The sequence below is a fragment of the Micromonospora sp. NPDC049359 genome (assembly GCF_044466585.1).
In the GTDB taxonomy this organism is placed as follows: domain Bacteria; phylum Actinomycetota; class Actinomycetes; order Mycobacteriales; family Micromonosporaceae; genus Micromonospora.
The window spans coordinates 554,447-576,846 of the sequence record NZ_JBITMW010000003.1 but is presented as its reverse complement, the minus strand read 5'-3'; the positions used below and the strand labels follow the sequence as shown (position 1 = coordinate 576,846).

The 22,400-nt window shown below is 73.3% G+C and carries 7 protein-coding genes; 1 reads left to right on the top strand and 6 read right to left on the bottom strand.

The window, feature by feature from the left end; genetic code table 11:
• Positions 1–127: 127 nt before the first annotated feature.
• The gene (locus ACIBTX_RS11080; protein WP_357125231.1) at positions 128–718 is read left to right on the top strand and encodes a TetR family transcriptional regulator; all 591 of its coding nucleotides are present in this window, start codon (positions 128–130) and stop codon (positions 716–718) included.
• On the opposite strand, the gene ACIBTX_RS11075 is transcribed toward ACIBTX_RS11080, so the two are convergent.
• The 6 genes from ACIBTX_RS11075 to ACIBTX_RS11050 are packed head-to-tail and all read right to left on the bottom strand — an operon-like array spanning position 696 to position 22,338.
• Positions 696–2,444, bottom strand: coding sequence for an NAD(P)/FAD-dependent oxidoreductase (locus ACIBTX_RS11075; protein WP_396832388.1), 1,749 nt, complete (start codon positions 2,442–2,444; stop codon positions 696–698). The genes ACIBTX_RS11080 and ACIBTX_RS11075 overlap by 23 nt on opposite strands.
• 8 nt (positions 2,445–2,452) lie before the next feature.
• Positions 2,453–4,120 carry an NAD(P)/FAD-dependent oxidoreductase gene (locus ACIBTX_RS11070; RefSeq protein WP_355047928.1) on the bottom strand — a complete coding sequence of 556 codons (1,668 nt, stop codon included), beginning with the start codon at positions 4,118–4,120 and terminating at the stop codon, positions 2,453–2,455.
• A 21-nt stretch (positions 4,121–4,141) separates the two neighbouring features.
• A complete protein-coding gene (locus ACIBTX_RS11065; RefSeq protein ID WP_357125224.1) occupies positions 4,142–5,902 on the bottom strand; it encodes a tryptophan 7-halogenase in 1,761 nt (586 codons plus the stop codon).
• 23 nt (positions 5,903–5,925) lie between these two features.
• Positions 5,926–7,665 carry an NAD(P)/FAD-dependent oxidoreductase gene (locus tag ACIBTX_RS11060; RefSeq protein WP_357125221.1) on the bottom strand — a complete coding sequence of 580 codons (1,740 nt, stop codon included), beginning with the start codon at positions 7,663–7,665 and terminating at the stop codon, positions 5,926–5,928.
• A 5-nt stretch (positions 7,666–7,670) separates the two neighbouring features.
• Positions 7,671–14,348, bottom strand: coding sequence for a thioester reductase domain-containing protein (locus tag ACIBTX_RS11055; protein WP_357169061.1), 6,678 nt, complete (start codon positions 14,346–14,348; stop codon positions 7,671–7,673).
• 1 nt (position 14,349) lies between these two features.
• Complete coding sequence (locus ACIBTX_RS11050) at positions 14,350–22,338, bottom strand: beta-ketoacyl synthase N-terminal-like domain-containing protein (protein WP_357169058.1); 7,989 nt, start codon at positions 22,336–22,338, stop codon at positions 14,350–14,352.
• Positions 22,339–22,400: the final 62 nt, after the last annotated feature.

Sequence of the window (22,400 nt, the reverse complement as noted above, 5' to 3'; positions counted from 1 at the left end):
ACCGGCGCGACGGAATGACCGGCTTGCAGGAGCAACCCGGACCGGACTGACATATCCTCAAAGGTCTAGACTCAGGCATTTGATCGGGCCGTGCGCTCGGGCGTACGGGAACTCGTAAGAGGTTGCCTTGACGACGCAGCAGGGATTCGACGGTGGCAGCGGCATCCGGCAGGCGATCCTCGACGTCACCCGGCGGGAGATCTCCGAGTGCGGCCTGACCGGGGTGAGCATCCGCAGCGTCGCCCGGCGCGTAGGTGTCGACCCGCGGCTCGTGCGGCACTACTACGGCTCCAAGGAGCAGCTCCTGCGGCACGCGGTGCAGGTCGACGGCAACCCCGTTGAGCTGGCCGAACAGCTGCTGGCCGGCAGCCGTCGCCGGCTGGGTCGGGCCACCGCGACGGCCCTGCTCACCCACTGGGACAGCCCTCGTACGACGATCTCCTACCGGGCCCGGCTGTCCGCCTCGCTGACCAGTGAGGAGATCGCCGAGCTGATGCGCGACGAGTTCGTACGGGCGTTCTTCGGCACGTTGGCCGAGGGCGTCAGCCCCGACCGACACGAGCTGCGGGCGGCGCTCGCCGCGTCCCAGGTGATCGGCCTGGCCCTGTGCCGCTACCTGATCGACGGCACCGAGCTGTCCCGGCACGACCGCGACGATCTGGCCCGGATGATGGGTCGCACAATCCAGCACTACCTCACCGCCGACCTGGCTGAGTGACGCCGGGCGCGTCGGCGGCCGAGCCGTCCGCGCGTTCGACGTCGTGGGCCGCCGCCCGCCCGTCGTCGACCGACGCCCGCCCCCGGGTCGGCGACGGCGCGTCATCCCGCCGGCCGGTCACGTTGTCCTTGGTGAGCAGCCGCTTGAAGTCCGCGGGCGCCACCGTCATGACCCAGGCCACCATGAGGAGCCGACGGGGCATCGTGAAGTGGTAGTACCGCGCGTTCGGGTCGCCGAACCGGTACAGCGGCGGCACGAACCGCGCCCGGCGCAGCTCGCGGAAGATCATGTCCGCCGCCTCGGACTGCCGCAGCCCACCGGCCCGGACCCGGGCGAACACCTCGAAGAACCAGTCCAACATCTGGCGCAGACCGTCCGGGGTGCGGAACCACAGCCCGCCGTCGGCGAACCGCTCGACCGGATCCCACGTCCCGGCGGCCAGGGCATCGTTGGTGGCCCGCTTCAACGACAGGTGGCCCAGGATCTGCCAGAGCAGCCAGACCCGGCTGTACGCGTTCCACAACGCGAAGCTGCCGGCGGCCGTGCGGGCAGCGGCCAGGATCTGGTCGTTGAACTCGATCAGGGCGTCCTGGAAGGCCGCCGCCTCGGCCAGCACGACGCCCGTCGCCGGCTCGTCGCGCAGCGCTCGCGGCAGCGCGGCCCCGAGCGCGTGGACCATCTCCGCCGTCATCGTCACGTCCCGGGACAGGAACTCGTCGGTACGGCAGGCCGACCGCTCCATGGCGAACCACCGTGGCCCGTGGGTCACCGCCGACCGGCGCTGCCAGTGGGGCGAGGTGGTCCAGCCGCCCTCTGCCGTGGCGGACGCGAACTGCTCCGCCAGGCTCGGGAAGGGCGCGACCAGTCCCCGGAACGCGGCGTCCGGATCCGCCGGCAGGTCGTCGAACCGGTCGTGGTCCAGCCCCACCGTCACGCTGCACAGGTCGCTGGCCGCGTCGTCGTGGTTGCGGAAGTCCACCACCTGGATCCAGCCGCCGTCGAAGAGGTGGTGCACGGTCCCCCGCGACCAGGTCGTCGCCCGGTGGTAGTCGGCGAGCCGGCTGCACTCCTCGAACGGCCGGACGCCGCGCAGGTGGGCGTGCATCATCTTCGACCGCAGCAACAGCGGTCTCGGATCACCCTCGGCGGTCGCCGCCCGCAGGGGCGACTCCTGGTCGCGGGCGTCCACCACGAACCGCGCGGTCACCGTCTGTCCGGAGCCGAAGGTCAGGTGTACGGCCTCCGGCGCCAGCCGGACCTCGGTGGTGGACGCCCGTTCCGGCAGCACCGACGCGCCGTACCGCACGGCCAGTTCCCGGGCGTACCCGTCGACGACCGGCCGGTAGAGGTGCCACTCGCTGTGCTCGCCCGGCACGTGGAACTGCACGGCGTGCGCCGGGTCGTGCCGGCGGCCCGCCGTGTGGTGCAGGAAGGCGAGGCTCTTCTTGATCCCGCTGGTCCGGCGCACCGCGTCCGGCAGGTCCTCGAAGTGCGCGAAGGAGGCGATCTCCGGCACGTCGAACCGCTCGGCCAGCAGGTGCAGCACAGCGGTCGTGTACGGCACGGTGCTGTCGCCGGACGGCAGCACCGTGTCGTCGGGCGAGCCGACGAGCAGGACCCGCAGGTCCTGCTTGGCCAGTACCGTGGCGAGCAGGCCGGTCGCCAGATGGCTGCCCAGGATCACGACGTCGTACGACACCGGGGCGTCGGGTTCGATGGTGGTCATCCGGTCTCCTAGAAGATCTTCCGGCCCATGAGCTGCTCCTTGCCGGCCTCGCGCAGGAAGCCGAGCATCAGCCGCCGCACGTCCGGCGGCGCCTTGGTCGCCGCCCAGAGCATCGTCCGGCCGATCTTGAGCGGGGTCGGGTTGATGAACCGCAGGTGGCGGTCCTTCCAGCCCCAGTGGTCCGGCACGAAGGGCGCCCGGTTGAGGTGGTCGTAGAGGGCATCCGCCGCCTCGTCGCCGGTGATCTTGCCGGCCTCGAAGTCACCGCACTGCTTGACCATGTCCTCGAACAGCTCGCCGTAGCCCTCGTGGTCGGACCAGTGCAGACCCGGGTTCTTCACCTCTTCCAGCTCGTTCAGATGCCGCTCGTCGCCGGTGGAGCGCCACCGGCGGTACGCCTCGTGGGCCCGGAACGTGCCGGCGTTCGAGCCCCACGCCCAGATCCGGAACACGGCCGTCCACAGCGAGTAGTGCTCGAACGAGGCGTACGCGGCGTTGACCAGCTTGTCGTTGCCGTCGAACAGCGCCTGCTGGCGGGTGTTCACCCCCTCGAACCGGTCGGCCGAGAAGTCGTCGTCACCCACCGCCCGCAGGATCCGCCAGGCCAGCACGTTGACCGCCTCGCAGGTGTTGGACAGACCACGGGAGAACAGCGGGTCGATGAACGCCGCGGCGTGGGCCAGCAGCACCCAGCGGTCGCCGACGGTGGTCTTGGACGAGTACTGCACCCGGTCCGTGCCCACCCACTCCCGCATCGGCCGGGCGCCCTCGAACTGCGCCGCCATGCCCGGGAACCGCTGCATGTGCTTCCAGAAGTCCTCCTCCGGCGACATGCCGGGAGTCTTCGGGTACATCCGCGGGTCCATCGTGAGGCCCACGCTGCACAGCGGGTTCTTCGAGTCCTTGTGGTTGTTGAACGCGATCACCCACGACCAGCCGCGCGGGAACAGGTGGTGGACGGTGCCCTCGTAGAACGGCACCGGCGGCTTGTCCGCGCCGGTGCGCTGGAACACCTCGTCGGTGGTCTTGAGGTCGATCATGTGGTTCCACACGGCCCGCGAGTGGTGCTTGTACCGGCAGGGGTCCTCGCGCAGCCCGAACTTCTCGGCCAGCGGCGAGCGGTAGCCGCTGGCGTCCACCACGTACCGGCTGCGGAACTGCTCGCCCCGGGTCGAACTGACCGTGACGCCGGAGTCGTCGAAGTCGACGTCGGCGATCGTGAAGTTCACCCGCGCCGTGCAGCCGTACTTGATCGCCGCGTGGAACAGGTACGCGTCGGTGTCCTGCCGGTACATGTGCGGCGTCTCGTGCAGCAGGCTCGGGAAGTTGAACATCGTGACCTGCTTCGGGTCCTGCGGCTTGCCCTCCTGGTGGTTGAGGAAGGCGAAGTGGTCCTTCTTGCCGTGCCAGGGCGAGATGATCTTCTGGCAGGCGGTCAGCGTCGCCAGGGTCATCAACTCCGGCACCTTGTACCGCTCGGACATGGTGCGCAGCGACACCAGCATGTTGGGGATGGTCGACTCACCGATGGCGAACTTCGGGTGCGCCTTGGCATCGACCAGCAGCACCTTCGCGCCGTTGCGGGCCAGGATCGCGCCGAGCATCGAGCCGGCGAAACCCGCGCCGAGAATGGCGACGTCATATGTGGCCTTCTCGGCCTCGATCAATTCACTCACCGTGCACTCCAATTCCTCGGGTTACTTCGGCTCGGGGACGCGCAGCCGGGAGCCGAGCACCGGCCAGCCAGCGAGTTTCTGTTTGATCTCCTCGACCGGCTCGAACTCGCCCCGGGCGAAGCGCTTGCGCATGAAGAGGGTCAGACCCTCGTAGGTGAGCTCACCGATCGCCGGCGGCGCGTCCCGCTTCGCCCAGCGCAGGGTGCCGAGCACCTTGGCCGCGGACGCGCCGGTGATCCGAATCGCCGGGTCGGCCAGGCCGAACGCCGGCGGCACGAAGCGCGCGCTGGCCAGCTGGTCGCGGATCTGCTTGGCGACGTCCTTCGGCTCCGCCTCCCCCGCGTCGACGGCGCGCATCATCCGGCTGACGCCGGCCAGGAACTCGAGCACCTCGGCGTGGTCCGGGTCGTCGACCTTGGACCGGTCGAACTCGCGCAGCTCCACCCGCCACCACGGCCGTTCCATCCGCCGCAGCACGGCGGGGTCGCGGGTCTTGGAGTAGAGCGCGTAGCCCCGGTTGATCTCGAAGGTGGAGAGGATCTGGGTCAGCGCCCACACCCGGAACCAGGCATCCCACAGGTCCCAGTCCCGGAACGCGATGTACGCGTTGTTGACCAGATCGTCGTTGAAGTCGAGCTGACCCTGCTCGAGCTCCTGCACGTACTCGAACCGCTCGACGGCGAAGTCGTCGTCCTTGAGCGCGTCCAGCAGCCGCTGGGTCAGCGCGTTGATGATCTCCATGGTGTTCGACAGGCCACGCGAGAACAGCGCGTCGACGAAGCCCGCCGCGTGCGACATCAGGCACCAGCGATAGCCCACCGTCTTCTTCGGCGAGTACTGCAGGCGGCCCGTGCGCACCCACTCGCGCACCGGGGTGGCGTTGGTGAACTGCTGCGCGATGCCCGGGTACCGGTCGAGGAACTGGCGGAACTCCTCCTCCGGCGAGCAGTCCGGCACCGGGTACCGGCGCGGGTCGAACTGCACGCCGACGCTGCACAGGTCATTGGTGGACCGGGGGTGGTTGTCGAACGGGATCACCCACATCCAGCCGCCCTCGAAGATGTGGTGCAGCGTTCCCTCGTGCCAGCGGGTCGGGTTGCCGTACGTCTCGCGCGGCGCGAAGTCGTCGTACGGCCGCACACCGACCATGTGCGTGAACAGCGAGCGGGAGTGGTGTTCGAGCCGGGTCGGCTCCTCCCGCAGGTCGAACTGCTCGGCCAGCGCCGAACGGAAGCCGCTGGCGTCCACCAGGTAGCGGGCCCGCACGGGCGCGCCGGGGCCGACGTCGAGCGTCACGCCGTCCTCGTCGACCTGCACACCCGCTATGCGCGTCTGCTGCCGGATCACGGCGCCGTACTTCGCCGCGACCGTGAGCATGAAGTTGTCGATGTCCTGCCGGAAGAAGTGGTTCTCGGTGTTCAGGATCTTCGGGATCTGGAACATGTTCGCTTCTTCGGGCCGCTGCTGCTCGCCCGGGCGCTGGTAGACGAAGCCGAAGTTCCTCTTCACCCCGCCGGTGGTGTTGATGTGCGCGTACACCGACTCGAAGGTGCTCAGGTACTTGATCTCCGGCACGCCGTACCGCTCGCTGATCAGCCGCATCGCCATCGACGTGTACGGGATCGTCGACTCGCCGACGGCGAAGCGGGGGTGCGTGCCGGCGTCGATCACCAGCGTGTACGCGCCGTTGGCGGCCAGGCACGCCGCCAGGGTGGAGCCCGCCAGCCCGGAGCCGATCACCACCACGTCGAACATCCCGTTGTGCGCGGCCGCACCTTCCATCATGGACTCCTTATCCATTGGATTCACTTCGGCGTCGGGACGCGGAGTCGCTTGCCGACCACCGGCCAGCGGGCGATGAGGTGCTTGAGTTCCTCGCCAACGGCGAACTCGCCGGGCGAGAAGCGCTTCTTCATGAAGAGCGTCAGGCCCTCGTACGTGAGGTCGCCGACGGCCTTCGGCGCCTTCTTGCGGGCCCAGCGCAGGGTCTTGCCGATCTCGAAGAAGTTGGCGTCGGTCCACTGGTTGTCCGGGTCGGCCAGGCCCCACGCGGGCGGCACGAAGTCCGCCTCACGCAGCAGCCGCAGCAGCTCGGCGGCCGTCTCCCCGGAGTCCGCCCGCCCCTCCTGCACGGCCCGGGTCATGTCGTTGACCTGCTGCAACAGGACCATGACCGCGCCGTACGGCGCGTCCTGCGGGATGACCCGTCCCCGCCACCACGGCCGCTCCAGCGGTGCCAGCACCGCCGGGTCGCGGGTGTCCAGGAAGCGGGCGTACGCCCGGTTCACCTCGAAGGTGGCGATGAACTGTCCGAGTGACCAGATGCGGAACCAGGCGTCCCACAGCCGCCAGTCGCCGAACGACGTGTACGCGTTGGCGACCAGGTCGTCGTTGAAGTCGAGCAGACCCTGCTCGAACTCCTGCATGTACTCGAACCGCTCGACCGAGAAGTCGTCGTCCTCGATCGCGGAGAGCAGCCGGTGCACCAGCGCGTGCATCGTCTCCAGCGAGTTCGACAGCCCCCGGGAGAACAGCGGGTCCAGGAAGCCGGCCGCGTGCGAGGTGAGGCACCAGCGGTAGCCGACCGTCTGCCGCGACGAGTACTGCAGCCGGCCGGTGCGGGTCCAGTCCCGCACCGAGCGGGCTTCGGCGAACTGCGGCTCGATGTCCGGGTACTGCGCGATGAACCGGCGGAACTCCTCCTCCGGGGAGCAGTCCGGCACCGGGTGGATCCGCGGGTCGAGCTGGAGGCCGACGCTGCACAGGTCGTTGGTGCCCCGCAGGTGGTTGTCGAACGGGATCACCCACATCCAGCCGCCACGGAACAGGTGGTGCAGCGTGCCGTCGTGCCAGGGGCTGGGATGCCCGTACCGGGACTTGGGGGCCAGCTCGTCGTACGGCCGGATGCCGACCATGTGGGTGAAGAGCGACCGCGACTGGTGTCGGAACCGGGTCGGCTCCTCGCGCAGGCCGAACTGCTCGGCCAGCACCGAGCGGAAGCCGCTGGCGTCGACCACGAACTTGGCCCGGAAGTGACCGCCGGTGTGCTTCAGCGTCGCACCGTCGTCGTCGATCTCCACGCCGGTGATCCGCACCTGCTGGCGCACGGTGGTGCCGTACTTGGCGGCGACCGTGAGCATCCAGTTGTCGATGTCCTGGCGGTAGAAGTGGCTCTCGGTGTGGGTGACCTTGGGAATCGGGAACATGTGGGTCTCGCGCGGGTCCTGGCGCTCGCCCGGCCGGTGGTAGACGAACCCGAAGTTGCGCTTGACCCCGGACGTCGTGTTGATCTTGGACTGGACGCCCTCGAAGGTGGACAGCCACTTGATCTCGGGAACCCCGTACCGCTCGCTGACCAGCCGCATCATCATCGACGTCGCCGGAATGGTCGACTCGCCGATGGCGAACCGCGGATGGGTCGTGCCGTCGACGATCAGCACTTTCGCGCCGTTGCGGGCCAGGCAGGCGGCCAGCATGGTGCCGGACAGGCCGGACCCGATGATCGCGACGTCGTACTCCGGCGTGCTGCGCGGATGATCAGTCATGTCGTTCAAGCTCCTTCATCAGCCGCTGTGGGAGCGGGCAGGTAGCCGGTCCGCACCATCCAGCGCAGGTAGATGTCGAGTAGGTCGTCGTCCAACGGCGGGCACCGGACGTCGGTGCCCCGCAGTTGTTCCTCGGTGTTGTCGACGCCGTAGTGGACGGCCTCCTCGCCGCCGACCACGAACTCCTGGACCACCGGCATGACCGGGTGCAGTTCGTTCGTGCCCACGGCGTAGGTCGCCTTGAGCGCCTGCCACCACTCCTCGACGGGTACGACCTCGACCGCGAAGCCGTGCCGACGCAGCGCGCGCACCACGTCCGCGAAGAGTGCCTTGTACGGGCTCACCAGGTGGTACGTGCCACCCAGGGCCGGGCCGTACCGGGAGATGTGCACCAGCGCGCTCGCCACGTAGTCGACGGGCGTCATCTCCACCTTGATGTCGATGTCCGGCGCCAACCCGAGCTGCACGCAGCCCTTCATGACCCGGGTGGTGAAGTGGGTGGTCAGGCTCGCGCCGGTGCGGGAGTCGCCCAGCACCCGACCCGGCCGGTAGATGTCGGCCGGCACGCCGCGCGCGCGGGCCAGCTCGACCAGCCGCTCCGCGGCCCACTTGGTCTGCACGTATCCGGTCACCAGTCGACCGGCCGAGGCGATGTCGTCGTCCTCGCCGACGACGTCGCGGCCGGGGGCCGGTAGGCCCCAGATGCCGTACGTCGAGACGTGGTGGACCGCGGTCGGCCGCCCACGCGCGGCCAACCGCAGCACCTCCTCGGTGCCCGTGATGTTGTCCGGTCGGAGCTGCTGGTAGTTGTAGCCGAAATGCACCCGGGCGCCGCAGTGGTAGATGCCGTCCAGCAGGTCGGCGAGTTCGTCGAACCGCTCGGCGGACAGGCCCAACCCGGGTCGGGCCAGGTCACCGGGCAGCACCGTGATCCGATCGACGGCGGTGGCCGGCAGGGGGAGGTAGCGCTCCATGTTGTCCAGCAGCCGCCGCAGGCCGGCCCCCTCGTCGGCGCACCGCACCAGGCACCACACCCGGGCCGTGGTCGATTCGAGCAGGGTGTGCAGCAGGTAGCCGCCCACGAAGCCGGTCGCGCCGGTCAGCAGAACGTGCCGGGGATCGCGCACCCGGGCCGGCGGATCACCGACCACCCGGATGTCCGGCGCGAGGGTCACCTCGCCGGCGATCCACGCCGGGTCACTGGCCGGGTCATCCGCCAGGTCTCCGCCGCCCTGGTCACCGGCGGGCGGCACGGCGTCGTCAGCGGACCCGTCGCCGGACCGGTCGGCCAGCAGCCCGGCGAACAGGTCGGCCCACTGTGCCGGGGTGGCGAGGGTGAGCAGGTCACCGGCGCGCACGGTGAGGCCGAGATCCCGCCGGCAACGCCGGACGGCGTCCATGACCATGAGCGAGTCCATGCCGCTGGCCAGCACGTCGCTCTCCTCGTCGAGCGCCCCCGAACCGGCGCCCAGGACGTCCGTCGCCAACTCGACCGCGTACGCGCCGAGCGTCGCCCGCACCCGGCGCGGGTCGCCCTCGGCGCGCAGGCCGGCCAGCAGCGGCGCCTCCGCGACATCGTCCGCGGCCGGTTCGTCGGCGGTGATGCCGCGCAGCATCGGCCGCTCCGTGCGGGCCTGCATGACCGGCTTGAACACCGACCAGTCCACCGCGCACACCACCCGCTGCGTGGCGTCGCCGGCCGCGAGCGCCGTCAGGATCCGGATGCTCTGCTCGGCCGGCAACGGCCGCAAGCCGGTGGCCTTCAGGAACGCCATCACCTCGTCGCCGAAGAGAGCGGACGGCAGGTCCCACGGGCCCCACGCGACGGACAGGGCCGGCAGGCCGGCGGCCTCGCGGTGCCCCGCCAGCGCGTCGAGGAACGCGTTGCCGGCCGCGTAGCTGGCCAGGTGCTGCGAGCCCCAGGTCGCGGCGATCGACGAGAAGCCGATGAAGAAATCCAGCTTCGCGCCGCGCGTGAGCTGGTGCAGCAGCCAGCCGCCGATCACCTTCGGTCGCCACACCCGCCGGTACGCGGCGTCGGTGGCCGTACGGGCGAACTCGGGCTCCGACACGCCGGCCGCGTGGACGACACCGCGCAGCGGCTGGGCGCCGTTCTCCAGCGCGGCGAACACGGCGGTCATCGCCGCCTCGTCGACCACGTCGGCGGCGACCACGTCGACGGTGGTCCCCAGCCGCTCCAGCCGCCGCACCGCGTCGATCCGCCGCGCGGCCTCCCCGGTCGCGTCGGCCCAACCGTCCCGCTCGGGCAACGCGGTGCGGGCGAGCAGCACCAGGCGGCCGGCGCCGGCGCGGGCCAGCCATTCCGCGACGGTCAGGCCGATCCCGCCGAACGCCCCAGTGATCAGGTACGTGGCCTCGCCGTGGACCGGCGGCCGACGGCGCAGCGCCTCGGCTGGCAGTGGGGGCGCGGGGGTCAGGCGCAGCGCGTACCGACGGTCCGCGCGCAGCGCCTGCTGGTCGTCGTAGCCGTCCTGTGCGTCGGCCGGGCCGACGCCGGACGGGTCGCCGGGGACCAACCCACCCGTGGTCAGCGCGGCCAGCAGCATCAGGTCCTCGCCGGGTCGGCGCCGCGGGTCCAGGTCGATCGCCCCTCCCCACCGGTCCGGGTGCTCCAGCGCCAGCACCCGGCCCAGGCCCCACAACGTGCCGGCGACCGGGGCGGCCGCGTCCGGGACGGCGGTCGCCGTGCTCACCCGCAGAGCGGCGCGGGTGACGAGGCTGAGCCGGGCGTCGGCGCACGCCGGGTCGTCGAGCATCGCGCGCAGGAGGGCGAGGGTCGTCAGGTCCGCGCGCCCGGCGTACTCCTGAAGGCTCGCGGCGTCGCAGTCCTTGGACCCCGGCGCGTCGAGCCCGGTCAGGACCACCGCGAGCCGGGGACGACCCGGGCCGGCGGACCAGGTGGCGACCAACTCCCGGACGGCGTCCGGGTCCGGACGGCAGTCCGACCCCTGGCCCACCACCGGCGGCGCCGCCACCGTGACGGCGGCGTCGCGCTCCCGCAGCAGCGCGGCCAGCCCGGTCACCAACGCGGCATCCGGACCCGTCGGGTCGGCCACCAGCAGGTAGCTCTGTCCGGCCAGGTCGGCCGGCGGCTGCGGGGACGGCCCGGGCAGGGGCACCCAGGTCTGCTCGTAGAGCAGGTCGGCCGGGACCTCCCAACGGGCCGGCGCGGGCACCGACGCGACTGTCACGTCCTGCGCGTACCCGATCGGGACGCCCCCGGCGTCGAGCAGGTCGACGGCCCCGGTCAGCACGTCGCCGACCGCCCGCACGGACCCGACGCGGACCCGCACCGCCCGTACGCCGCCCGGGGGCAGGACGTCACTCGACGTCGCGGCCGTGCCACCGAGCGCGCCGCAGCCGGCCAGCGTCGACCCGTTCTCCGACTCCGCCCCGCCCGCCACCGTGACCGCGACCCGCGCGGCGTCGAGCACCTCGGGCCAGCCCGCGCCGTCCGGCACCGGGACCTCCGGCGCGGTCTCGACGTCGTTGTCCCCGTCGGGGTACGGGCGGCCGGCCGGCCACCGGCGCCGCAGCACCCCGCTGGCGTGGCGGATCCACGGCGCGGCCAGCGCCTCCCGGGCCGCGGTGGCCCCGACCAGCTCCCAGTCGGCCGAGCCGTCGTCCCGCGCCGTGACCGTGAGCCGCAGGTGACCCCGCTCGCCGGTCGGGACCGACGTGTGGACGCTCAGATCCTCGGCGCACCGCCACCCGCCACCGAGGCAGTCCGTGGCGGCCCGGACCGCCACGTCCAACACCGCGCCGAGACCCGGCGACTCACCGGCCAGCGCCTCGGGCGTCACCTCGTACGCCGGCACGGGTCCGGGCAGGCGGCGGCCGACGCCCGGGATGTCGCCGGCCACGACGGCGGCCCCGGTCTCCTCGGCGGCGGCCGCGACCGGCGCGGCGACCGGCCCGACCTCGCGGAACCAGTAGTGCGCGCCGCGCCACGGTGTCGTCGGCAGCGGTACCGCGCGCACGTCCTCGCCCTCGTGGAAGGCCCGCCAGTCCGGACGTGCGCCCCGCAGGCTCACGTTGCCGACCGCGCCGAGCACCTCACGCAGGTCCTCACCGCCCCGCCGCAGGGTGGGCACGAACGCGCAATCCGGCTCGCCGGCGAGCGAGCGGGCCGCGAGGGCCGTCAGCACGGGCGCGGGCCCGAGCTCCACGAAGGTGCGCATGCCCGCGTCGTGCAACGCGCGCACCCCGTCGCGGAAGCGGACCGCGCCGGCCGCGTGCCGCAGCCAGTAGTCCGGGCCCAGGTCGTCGTCGCCGAACAGCCGACCGGTGACGTTGGACGCCAACGGAATGCGCGGCGGGCGGAACGACAGCCCGGCCAGCACCGACCGGAACGGCTCCAGCATGGGTCGGATCAGCGGCGAGTGGAACGCGTGCGACACGGCCAGCCGCCGGGTGCGGACGCCGTCGGTCGCCAGCCGCTCCAGGACGGTGGCCAGATGCGCGGCGTGACCCGAGATCGTGACGTCGCCCGGCCCGTTGACCGCGGCGACCGCGACCGTGCCCGCGTACCCGTCGATCGCCGCGACGGCGACCTCCTCCGCGCAGCCCGCGGCGGCCATCGCGCCGCCCGCCGGCAGCTCCGCCATCAACCGCGCCCGCGCGGCCACCAGCGTCGCGGCGGCGGGCAGGTCCAGCACACCGGCGACGCAGGCGGCGACCAGCTCGCCGACGCTGTGGCCGGCCACCGCGGACGGTCGCAGGCCCCAGGAGAGCCACATCTGGGCCAGGGCGTACTCGACCGCGAACAGCGCCGGCTGCGTGTACCGGGTGTCGTCGAGCGGCGTCGGACCGTCGGCCCACAGCACGTCCGCCAACCGGCGGGGCAGCTCGCTGTCGAAGAGCGCCGCGGCCTCCTCGAACGCGGCGCGGAAGGCGGCGTTCCCCAGCAGCCCGCGGGCCATGCCCGGGTACTGGGCGCCCTGGCCGGTGAACAGCCAGGCGACCTTGCGATCGCGGCGGCGGGGCAGGGCGGCGACCGTCAGCCCGCGCGGGTGGCGGCCCTGCGCGTACGCCGACAGGACGTCCGCCAGCTCGTCGGTGTCGGCGGCGGTGACCGCGAGGCCGTGCGTCTGGACCGCGCGGCCGACGTGCGTCGTGTAGCAGGCGTCGCCGAGGGACACCGCGTGCGGACCGCGGAGCCACCGCGCGTGCCGGTCGGCCAGCTCACGCAGCGCCTCCTCGGTACGCGCGGAGGCCAGGAACAACCCGTACGGCGGTTGGGCACCAGCCCGAGCGGCACCGGCCGGCGGCGCCGCCAGCACGACGTGCGCGTTCGTCCCGCTCGCCCCGAAGCTGCTCACTCCGCCGGTGCGCGGGTGGCCCCGATCCGGCCACGACGTACAGGTCACGGGCACCCGCACGTGCAAGGCGGACCAGTCCAGGTTCGGGTTGGGCTCGTTCAGGTGCAGGTGCGGTGGGATCTCGCCGTTCGACATGGCGAGCACGACCTTGAACAGGCCGGCCATGCCGGCGGCCGGCTCCAGGTGCCCGATGTTCGTCTTCACCGAGCCCACCAGCAGCGGGTCGTCGGGTCGGCGGTGCCGACCGATGACGGCTTCCAGCGAACGCAGCTCGATGGGATCGCCCAGCGAGGTGCCCGTCCCGTGCGCCTCGACGTAGTCCACGCCGTCCGGCCCGACGCCGGCCTGGCTCATGGCCGCGGCGACCACGTCCTGCTGCGCGAGCGGGTTCGGCACGGTGAGGCCGCTGGAGCGACCGTCGTGGTTGACCGCCGAGCCGCGGACGACCGCGACGATCGGGTCGTTGTCGGCCAGCGCGGCGGAGAGCCGCTTGAGCACCACGACACCGGCGCCCTCCCCGCGGGCGTAGCCGTCCGCCGACGCGTCGAAGGTCTTGCACCGCCCGTCGGCGGAGAGCCCGCGGAACTTGCTCATCATCACGAAGCCGTACGGGGACAGCAGCAGGTTCACCCCGCCGGCCAACGCCAGGTCGCACTCCCGCAGCCGCAGCGCCTGGCACGCCTCGTGCAGCGCGACCAGCGACGACGAGCAGGAGGTGTCGACGACCTTGCTCGGCCCCCGCAGTCCGAGCAGGTACGAGATGCGGCCGGCCAGGAAGCTGGGCTCGCCGGTGAGCTGGTAGAAGTCGACGTCGTCGATGTCGCCGACGCTCTGCCGGGCGCGTACGTAGTCGGTCGTGCTCAGTCCGAAGTAGACGCCGGTGCGCGAGCCGTCGAGCCGGTCGGGCGCGTAGCCGGCGCGCTCCAGCCCTTCCCAGCAGATCTCCAGCGCGATGCGGTGCTGCGGGTCCATGCCCAGCGCCTCGCGCGGGGAGATCCCGAACGCCTCCGGCTCGAACCGGTCGACCTGGTCGAGGAAGGCGCCCCGGATCGTGTACGCCTTGCCCGGCGCCTCCGGGTCCGGGTCGTGGTACGCGCCGGCGTCGGCGCGCTCCGCCGGGAACTCCGAGGTCGTGTCCACCCCGTTGCGCAGCAGGGTCCAGAACTCCTCCGGCGAGTGCGCGCCGCCGGGGAACCGGCAGGCCATCCCGACGATGGCGATCGGTTCGTCCAACCAACCGTCCCGACTGTCGGCAAGGCGGCGGCGCAGATCCTCGATGGTGCGCAGCGCGTCGGCCATGAGCCGGCGGCTGTCCGGTGTACGCGAAGCGGTCGTCGACATCTCAGCCCCCCTCCGCGAGCGCGGCCGACAGCCGCGCGATCAGCTCGTCCTCGGACATCGCCGCCAGGTCGTCGTCGGCGTCGTCGGGCACGCCGGTCGCCGTGGTGGCGGGCGTGGTGGCCGGCGTGCTCGACCGGGCCGGGTCGGCGGCCGGATCGAGCAGCGTCAGCAGGTGGTCGGTGAGCGCCGCCGCGTTGGGAAACTCGAACGTGAGCGTCGCCGGCAGGTCCACCCCCAGCCCGCGTTCCAACCAGCCGCGCAGGCTCAGCGACATCACCGAGTCCATGCCGAGGTCGAAGAAGCCCTGATGGGCCAGCACGTCCACCCCGGACGCCTCGCCCAACACCTCGGCCACCGCGTCGAGCACCGCCTCCAACAGACGCTCGGCCCGCTGCTCGGCCGGCAGCGCCAGCACGACGGCAGCCAGCGGTGCGACCGACCTGCCGGCCTCCTGCGATCGGCCGTCGCTCGCCACGGACTCGACGCCCACCTCGGCCAGGAACGCGCGGTCGGCCCGCTCCCGGCACACCCGCGCGTACCGGGGCGCGTCCACGTCCGCCACCGTGACCTGGGTCAGGCCCGCCCGGAGCGCCACCTCGAAGGCCTCGCCCAGCTCCGCGCCGGCCAGCGGCCGCAGGCCGCTGTCGACCATCACCATCCGGTCCCGGCGGGACAGCTCGGCCGGGTCGTCGACGGGCATGAACCGCACCACCTGGACGGGTAGACCGGCCCGCTCCCGCGCCGTGGTCACCGCGTCGACCGCGCCCTCGGCGGCGGCCCGCGCGGCCATCCCGGTGGCCCCCCAGACCGCGGCCGCCGCGCCGGTCACGCAGAACAGCGGCGGCGCGAGGTCCCGGGTCGCCAGGTCCAGCCGGTGTACGACCTCAGCCCAGCGCACGGCCGACGACACCGCGCCCTCGTCGAGGGTGTCGAGCGGGGCGGCCGGCGCGGGCTTGCCGACCAGCAGCACGCCACCGAGCGGGGCGCCCAACGCGTCCGGCGTCAGGTCGGCCGCGAGATCCGCCGCGCGGTCTGCCGCCGATCGTTCGTCCGCCCCACGGTCTGCCGCCGTGAGGTCGATCCGTCGCACCTCCACGCCGGCCGCTGTCAGCTCGGCGAGCCGTACGTGCCCCGGGGACGCACCGTCGGACGGCGTGACGTCGGGCGGGGTGGCGTGGGACGGCGCATCGTCGGGCGGGGTGGCTTCCCCGACGATCAGCCGACGCAGGCCACGGCGTACGAGCACGTCCACGAACGGTCGGCTGGCCGGGTGCAGCGCGTCGGTCACCAGGTACCAGGCGTCCGGATCACAGTCGAACTCGGGCAGCGCGGTCGGCAGCGGGTCCGCCGTGGACAACCGTCCGGCGTACCAGGCTCCTTCGCGCAGGAGCAGCTCGTCCTCGGCCGGGTCGGTAGCGGACCCACGCGGGGCCGTCAGCGCACCGGCGAGTCCGGCAGCGTCGCCGGGAGTCCAGCCGACGTCCTGCTGGCCCGGCTCGCCGCCCGCCTGGCCCGGCTCGCCGCCTGCCTGACGTGGCGCGGTGCCGAGCAGGCGCGGGTCGACGTCGACCAGACCGCCCCACCCGGGCGCGGCCTCCATGGCGAGCACCCGCCCGGCCGCCCACACCGCCGCCTGCGCCGGGTCCGCCTCGCCGGCACCGGTCGGCTGGTACGCCCCGGCGGTGACGACGCGCAACCGCCCGGACGGCACGTCGAGTCCGGCGCGAAGCTGACGGGCTGCCCGCACGACACCCGCTACCAGGACCTCGACCGGCACACTGCCGGGTGCGGCCGCCGCGACCAGCACGATCCCGTGGTCCGGCGGAACATCGGCCCACGGCGGCAGGTCGCCCTCCCCCACGCCGGCGGTCGGCCTACCGCCCCGGTCGTCGTCGGGGCCCGCGCCGACGGACGGTGGCCGCCAGGTCACCTCGACGCCGGCGAGCCGCAGACCATCGACCACCCGCTGACCCGCCTCAACGGACGCGCCCGTGAGCGGGACGACGAGCCACCGCCCGGCCGCCGCCTCCGGGGCGGGCGGCAGGACGCGACGCCACCGGACGGTGAACGTACGCGCGGCGCAGCGGTCCCGGACATCGTCGGGCAGGGTGGTGCCGGTGAGCGCCGGAGTGGTCGGGACAGCCGGCGTCGTGGTCACGGAGCCCGACCGCTGGGCGACGGCCGCCGAACCGGTCGCCGGGTCCGACGTATCCGCCCAGTGCCGGCGTCGCTGCCACGGGTAGCGCGGCAGCACCGCCCGGTACGGGCGGCGGCCGAACAGCCTCTCCCAGTGGATGCCGACACCGACCACGTGGAGCTGGGCGATGACGTCGAGGAATCCCTCCGGACGGCCCAGGTCCGCACCGACCGCCAGGAGGCTCGCCTCCCCACCCGCGGCGACAGCCGCGGCGTCCGACCCGCCGTCGACCGCGAGCCACACCCGCTCCCCCGCCGCCGCGAGCGACGCGGCCAGCGCGTCCCAGCCCGACGCCGGTGACCGGGCGGACACCGGGTGCGGACCGGACACCGGACCGCCCGCCGAGGCCAGCCACAGCACGGGCGTCGAGGAGGTGTCGGTGGGTGCCGCCACGGTGACGGTCGTGCCGTCGAGCGCCGCGCCGATCGCCCGCGCCCGGTCGAGCGCACCCGCCGCGCACGCCGCTGCCAACTCACCGACGCCACGTCCGACGACCGCGTCGGGCCGTACCCCGTATGCCTCCCAGACGGCGGTGAGCGCGAGTTGTACGGCCAGCACGGCGGCCGGCTCGCCCCGATCCGCGTCGCCGGCGGTAAGCGCCGTACGCAGCGCGCCGCTGTCGTCGAGCGCGTCCAACGTGGCCCGGAAGGCGGGCTCGTCGCGATCGAGGGCACGCCAGTCGACCGACGCGCGGTCCCCGTACACGAGGACCAGGCGCTCGGACTCGTCGGACACCGCGCCCTGGTGCGCGCCGTCGCCACCGGACAGCCCGGCGGCGAGGTCGGCGATCCCGCGACCGACCACCGCCAGCCGGTGCTCCAGGTGAGCGCGCCGGGTCGCCGCTGCGTGGCAGATGTCGGCGATGTCCGCGCCGCCCTGCGCGGACAGCACGTCCGCGAAGCTCTCCCGGGCGGCGGCCAGGGCGCCGTCCCCGGCGGCCGACAGAACCAGGAGGTGAGCCCGGCCGGAAATGATCGCGCCGGCCCTGGCGGACGCGGCGACGCCCGGTGTCCGGTGCCCGTTCGGCGACGCCGGGGTGGCCGGCCCGCTGAGCACCACGTGGGCGTTGGTCCCGGTGAATCCGAACGCGCTCACCCCGGCGACCCGGGGTCGCCCGCCGGTGGCCGGCCACGCCGTCGTGGACGTGGTGATCCGGACCGGCAGCCGCGCCCAGTCCACCTGGGAGGTGGGACGGGTGACGTGCAGGTGCGCGGGCAGCTCGCCGTGTCGCAGCGCCAGCGCGGTCTTGATCAGCCCGGCGATACCAGCGGCCGCCTCCAGGTGGCCGATGTTGGTCTTGACGGACCCGACCAGCAGCGGCCGGTCCGGCTGCCGCCCGCCGCCGAGCGCACGCGCGATCGCCCGCAGCTCCACGGCGTCCCCGAGTACCGTGCCGGTGCCGTGCGCCTCCAGGTAGTCCACGTCCGACGCGGCGACACCACCGGCGGCGAGCGCCGTGCGGATCAGCTCCTCCTGCGCCTCGCCGCCGGGCACGGTCAGGCCGCCGCTCGCGCCGTTGTGGTTGACCGCGCTGCCACGGATCACGGCGTAGACCCGGTCGCCGTCGCGCTCGGCCTGCGCGAGTGTCTTGAGCACCACCACCCCGGCACCCTCACCGCGCCCGTAGCCATCGGCGCTGGCGTCGAAGGTCTTGCAGCGACCGTCGGGCGACAGCGCGCCCGCGGCCGACATCGCCAGGTGCACGGTGGGCCTCACCATCACGTTCACCCCGCCGGCGAGCGCGACGTCGGCCTCCCCGGCGCGCAGGCTCTGCACGGCCAGGTGCACCGCGACCAGCGACGACGAGCAGGCCGTGTCGATCGCCAGACTGGGGCCGCGAACGTCCAGGAAGTACGACAACCGGCCGGCCGTGCCGCTGAAGGAGTTGCCCGTGCCGTAGTAGAGGTCGACGTCCCGGGCCCGCCGGGTGAGCAGTTGCTGGTAGTCGGTGGTGTTCATGCCGACGAAAACGCCGACCCGGGCGGATCGCCGGTGCTCCCGCGTGACCCCGGCGTCCTCGAGCGCTTCCCAGGCCACCTCCAGGAAGAGGCGCTGCTGCGGGTCCATGGCCCGGGCCTCCCGGGCCGAGATCCGGAAGAACGCGTTGTCGAACAGGTCGACCCGGTCCAGGAAACCACCACGGCGGGTGACCACGGTGCCGGGGGCGCCGGGACCGGCGCCGAGCAGCGCCTCGGCGTCCCACCGGTCCGCCGGCACGTCGCCGGTGGCGTCGACCCCGTCGGACAGCAGCCGCCAGAACTGCTCGGGACCGTCGGCCCGCGGCAGCCGGCAACCGATGCCCACGATGGCCACCGGCTCGGCCGGCCCGCGTACGACCGACGCGACCGGAACAGCCGCCGCCGCGGCGATCGGCGGTGACGCAGCCTGGCGGGGCGGCTCAACCGGGCGCGCCGGCTCTGTTGACTCGGCGGGAGGCGGCGGCCCGGCCGGGAGTGCCTCGGCGACAAGGTGGTCGGTGAGAGCGTCGATGGTCGGGTGCTCGATGCCGACGGCAGCCCCGAGGACAGCGCCCAGCTCGCGTTCGAGCCGGCTGACGAGCGCGACCAGGGCTAGCGAGTCCATGCCCAGCTCAAAGAAGCCGCGCCCGCGCGCCAGACGGCGGCCGGGCTCGTAGCCGAGGGCCTCGGCGACGGCATCGTTGACCAGGGCGGCGATCCGCTCCCGCTCCACCGGGGTGCGAGCGCGGGCGCCGGCCCCGTTGGTGCCGTCACGGCCGCCGATGCCGCTCCCGCCACCGCCGACACCCGCGCCCGCGGCATCCGTACCGCCGGCAGTCGCGCCGTTGGCAGTCGCGCCGTTGGCCGTCGCGCCGTTGGCCGTCGCGCCGCCGACACCGCCCCCGCCGGCGACACCGTTGACGGTCGTACCGCCGACACCGGCGCCGTTGGCGGCCGCACCGGTGCCGCGTCGCTCGCCGACACCCTCGCCACCCCGGCCACCGGCACCGTTGGGCGCGGCGGTCGTCGGCACACCGACACCGGCCAACGTCTGCACGACGGTGCCGTCCGGCGCGATGAGGCGCACCTCGGCCCGCAGCTCGCCCAGCGCCACGCCGGCGACGCCGTGCGCGGAGCCGACGGGATCCGTCCCCACCGCCTGCGGTGCGGGCAGGGCGACGGACTCGGGGGTCGGCAGCCAGTACCGCTCCTCGGAGAGCCGGACCGGCGGCAGCGGCCGGTACCGCCGACCCTCGCCGTACACCGCTGCCCAGTCCACCGCGACACCGGCGGTGTACGCCTCGGCGAGGGCTCGGGTCAGGGTCTCCACCGGCGGTCGGCCCCGCGCCAGGCTGCCGATCGCCGCGCCACGACGGGAGCGGGCCACGAGTGACGCCGCCAGCGGCCCGGTCAGGACCGGATGCGGACCCAGCTCCACGAAGACCGCCGGCCGCCGGGACAGCAGCCGGTCGATCGCCGGCCAGAACAGCACGGGCTCGCGCACGTTGCGGCCCCAGTAGGCCGGCCCGAACTCCGGTACGACGCCGCTCGGGTCGACGCTGGACAGCATCGGCACACGCGGCTCGGCCGGTGTCAGGCCGTCGAGCCGGCGCTCCAACTCGTCGCCGTACGCCGCGACCGCCGGACTGTGGAACGCGTAGTCGCCGGCCAGCGGCACGCACCGCACCCCGGCGGCGGTCAGGTCGGCCAGCAGCCGGTCCACGGCGACCGTCGGGCCGGCGACCACGACCGAGCGAGGCCCGTTGACCGCGGCGATCACCACCTCGGCGTACCGGCCGATGGTGGCGGTGACCTCGTCGGCGGAGAGCGCGATGGCGGCCATCCGTCCGCTGCCGGACGCCGGCTGCAACAGCTCTCCCCGCAGCACGATGACCCGCAGCGCGTCTTCCAGCGGCAGCGCGCCGGCCGCGCAGGCCGCGGCGACCTCCCCCATGCTGTGGCCGACGACCGAGTCCGGCGGAACACCCCACCGGGCCCAGAGCCGGGAGAGCCCGATCTGGATCGCGAAGATCGCCGGTTGGGCGAACCGGGTCTCGGACAACCGGCTGCCGGTGCGGCGACCCAGCTCCTCCAGCAGCGACCATCCGGCGATCCGCCGGGTCAACGCGTCGCATTCGTCGAGCGTGGCGCGCATCGTCGGGTCGGCGCGGTAGAGGTCGAGACCCATGCCGGGGTACTGCGAGCCCTGGCCGGAGAACACCTGCACCACGTACGCCGGACCGTCGTGCAGCAGTTCGCCGCTGACCGCGTTGGCGGACCTCTCGCCGGCCTGGTGACCGGCCAACGCGCCGCGCAGGTCGGCGGCGCTCCCGCCGGTCAGAGCGAGCCGGTGCGTGTGGTGGCTACGCCGGGCACCGATGCTGAACAACAGGTCGCCGAGCTGGTCCGGCTCCGCCGTCGCGGGGTCGTCGAGCAGTGCCGCGTGCCGGGTGACCTGGTCGGCCAGCGCCGACCCGGAGGGGCCGGACAGCACCAGCACCGGCCACGACACGGGCGCCGGCGGCTGCGCGGCGCGCTCCTTTGGGGGCGCGGCGAGCACGACGTGCACGTTGCTGCCGGACAGACCGAACGCGCTGACGCCGGTGAGGCGGTGGGGTGCGTGGGGCAACACCGTGCGGGTGGTGGGGACCGCCAACCCGGAACCGGACCAGCCGAACCGTGGCGTCGGCTGCGCCAGCTTGATCTGCGGCGGCACCACCCCGGTACGCGCGACCAGCAGGCCCTTGAGCAGGCCGAGGATGCCGGCGGCGGAGTCGAGGTGGCCGAAGTTGGCCTTGTGCGAGCCGACGAGCAGCGGGCGCTCCGGCGCACGTTCGGGACCGAAGACCGCTGCCAACGCGCTGAGCTCGATCGGGTCACCCAGCGGCGTGCCGGTGCTGTGCGCCTCGACGTACTCGATGTCGGCGGGCGACACGTCGGCGTCGCGGAGCGCGTTGCGCAGCAACTGCTCCTGGGCCAGGGCGTTGGGCGCGGTCAGGCCGGCGCTGCGGCCGTCGTGGTTCGTCGCGCTTCCCTTGATCACGCCCCAGATCTGGTCGCCGTCGGCGACGGCGTCCGCGTACCTCTTGAGGACGACGACCGCGCCGCCCTCGCCGCGCACCACGCCGTCGGCGTCCGCGTCGAACGGGCGGCAGAGCCCCTGCGGTGACAGCGCCTGGATACGTCGCATGTAGAGGGTCAGCTCCGGACCGACCATCAGGTTGACCCCACCGGCCAGCGCGGTGTCGCAGTCGCCCGCCGCCAGGGCACGCGCGGCGAGGTGCACCGCCAGCAGCGACGACGCGCAGGCGGCGGTCAGGGTCATGCACGGCCCGTTCAGACCGAACGTGTACGCCACCCGGCCTGACCCGAAGCTGAACTCCTTGCCGCTGGCGTAGTGCGCCCCCACGTGGTCGACGCCGAGGGTGCGGGCGTGCAGGACGGCGTAGTCCATCGCCAGGATGCCGAAGTAGACCCCGGTGTTGCTGCCCGCCCAGGCTGACAGCGGCACACCGCTGTGCTCCATGGCACGCCAGGCGAGCGTCAGCAGGAGCCGCTGCTGCGGGTCCATCTCGCGCGCCTCGTGGGGTGAGACGCCGAAGAACTCGGCGTCGAACAGGTCGATGTCGGGCAGGAACCCGCCGGTGCCGACCGTGTCGAGCGAGGCGGCGCCGGGTCGCCCGGCCGGGACGGGGCCGGTGACGTCACGCCCCTCGTCCAGGACGCGCCACAGCGAGTCGAGGTCGTCCACTCCGCCGGGGAACCGGCAACCGACGCCTACCACCGCGATGTCGGTGGCACCTGCCCTGGCGGCTGAGCGACGGTCGCGGCGCATCCCCACGGCACCCCCCACGCGCATCCGTTCGGTGAACTGTAGCGGCCATTCCCCGCCTGATG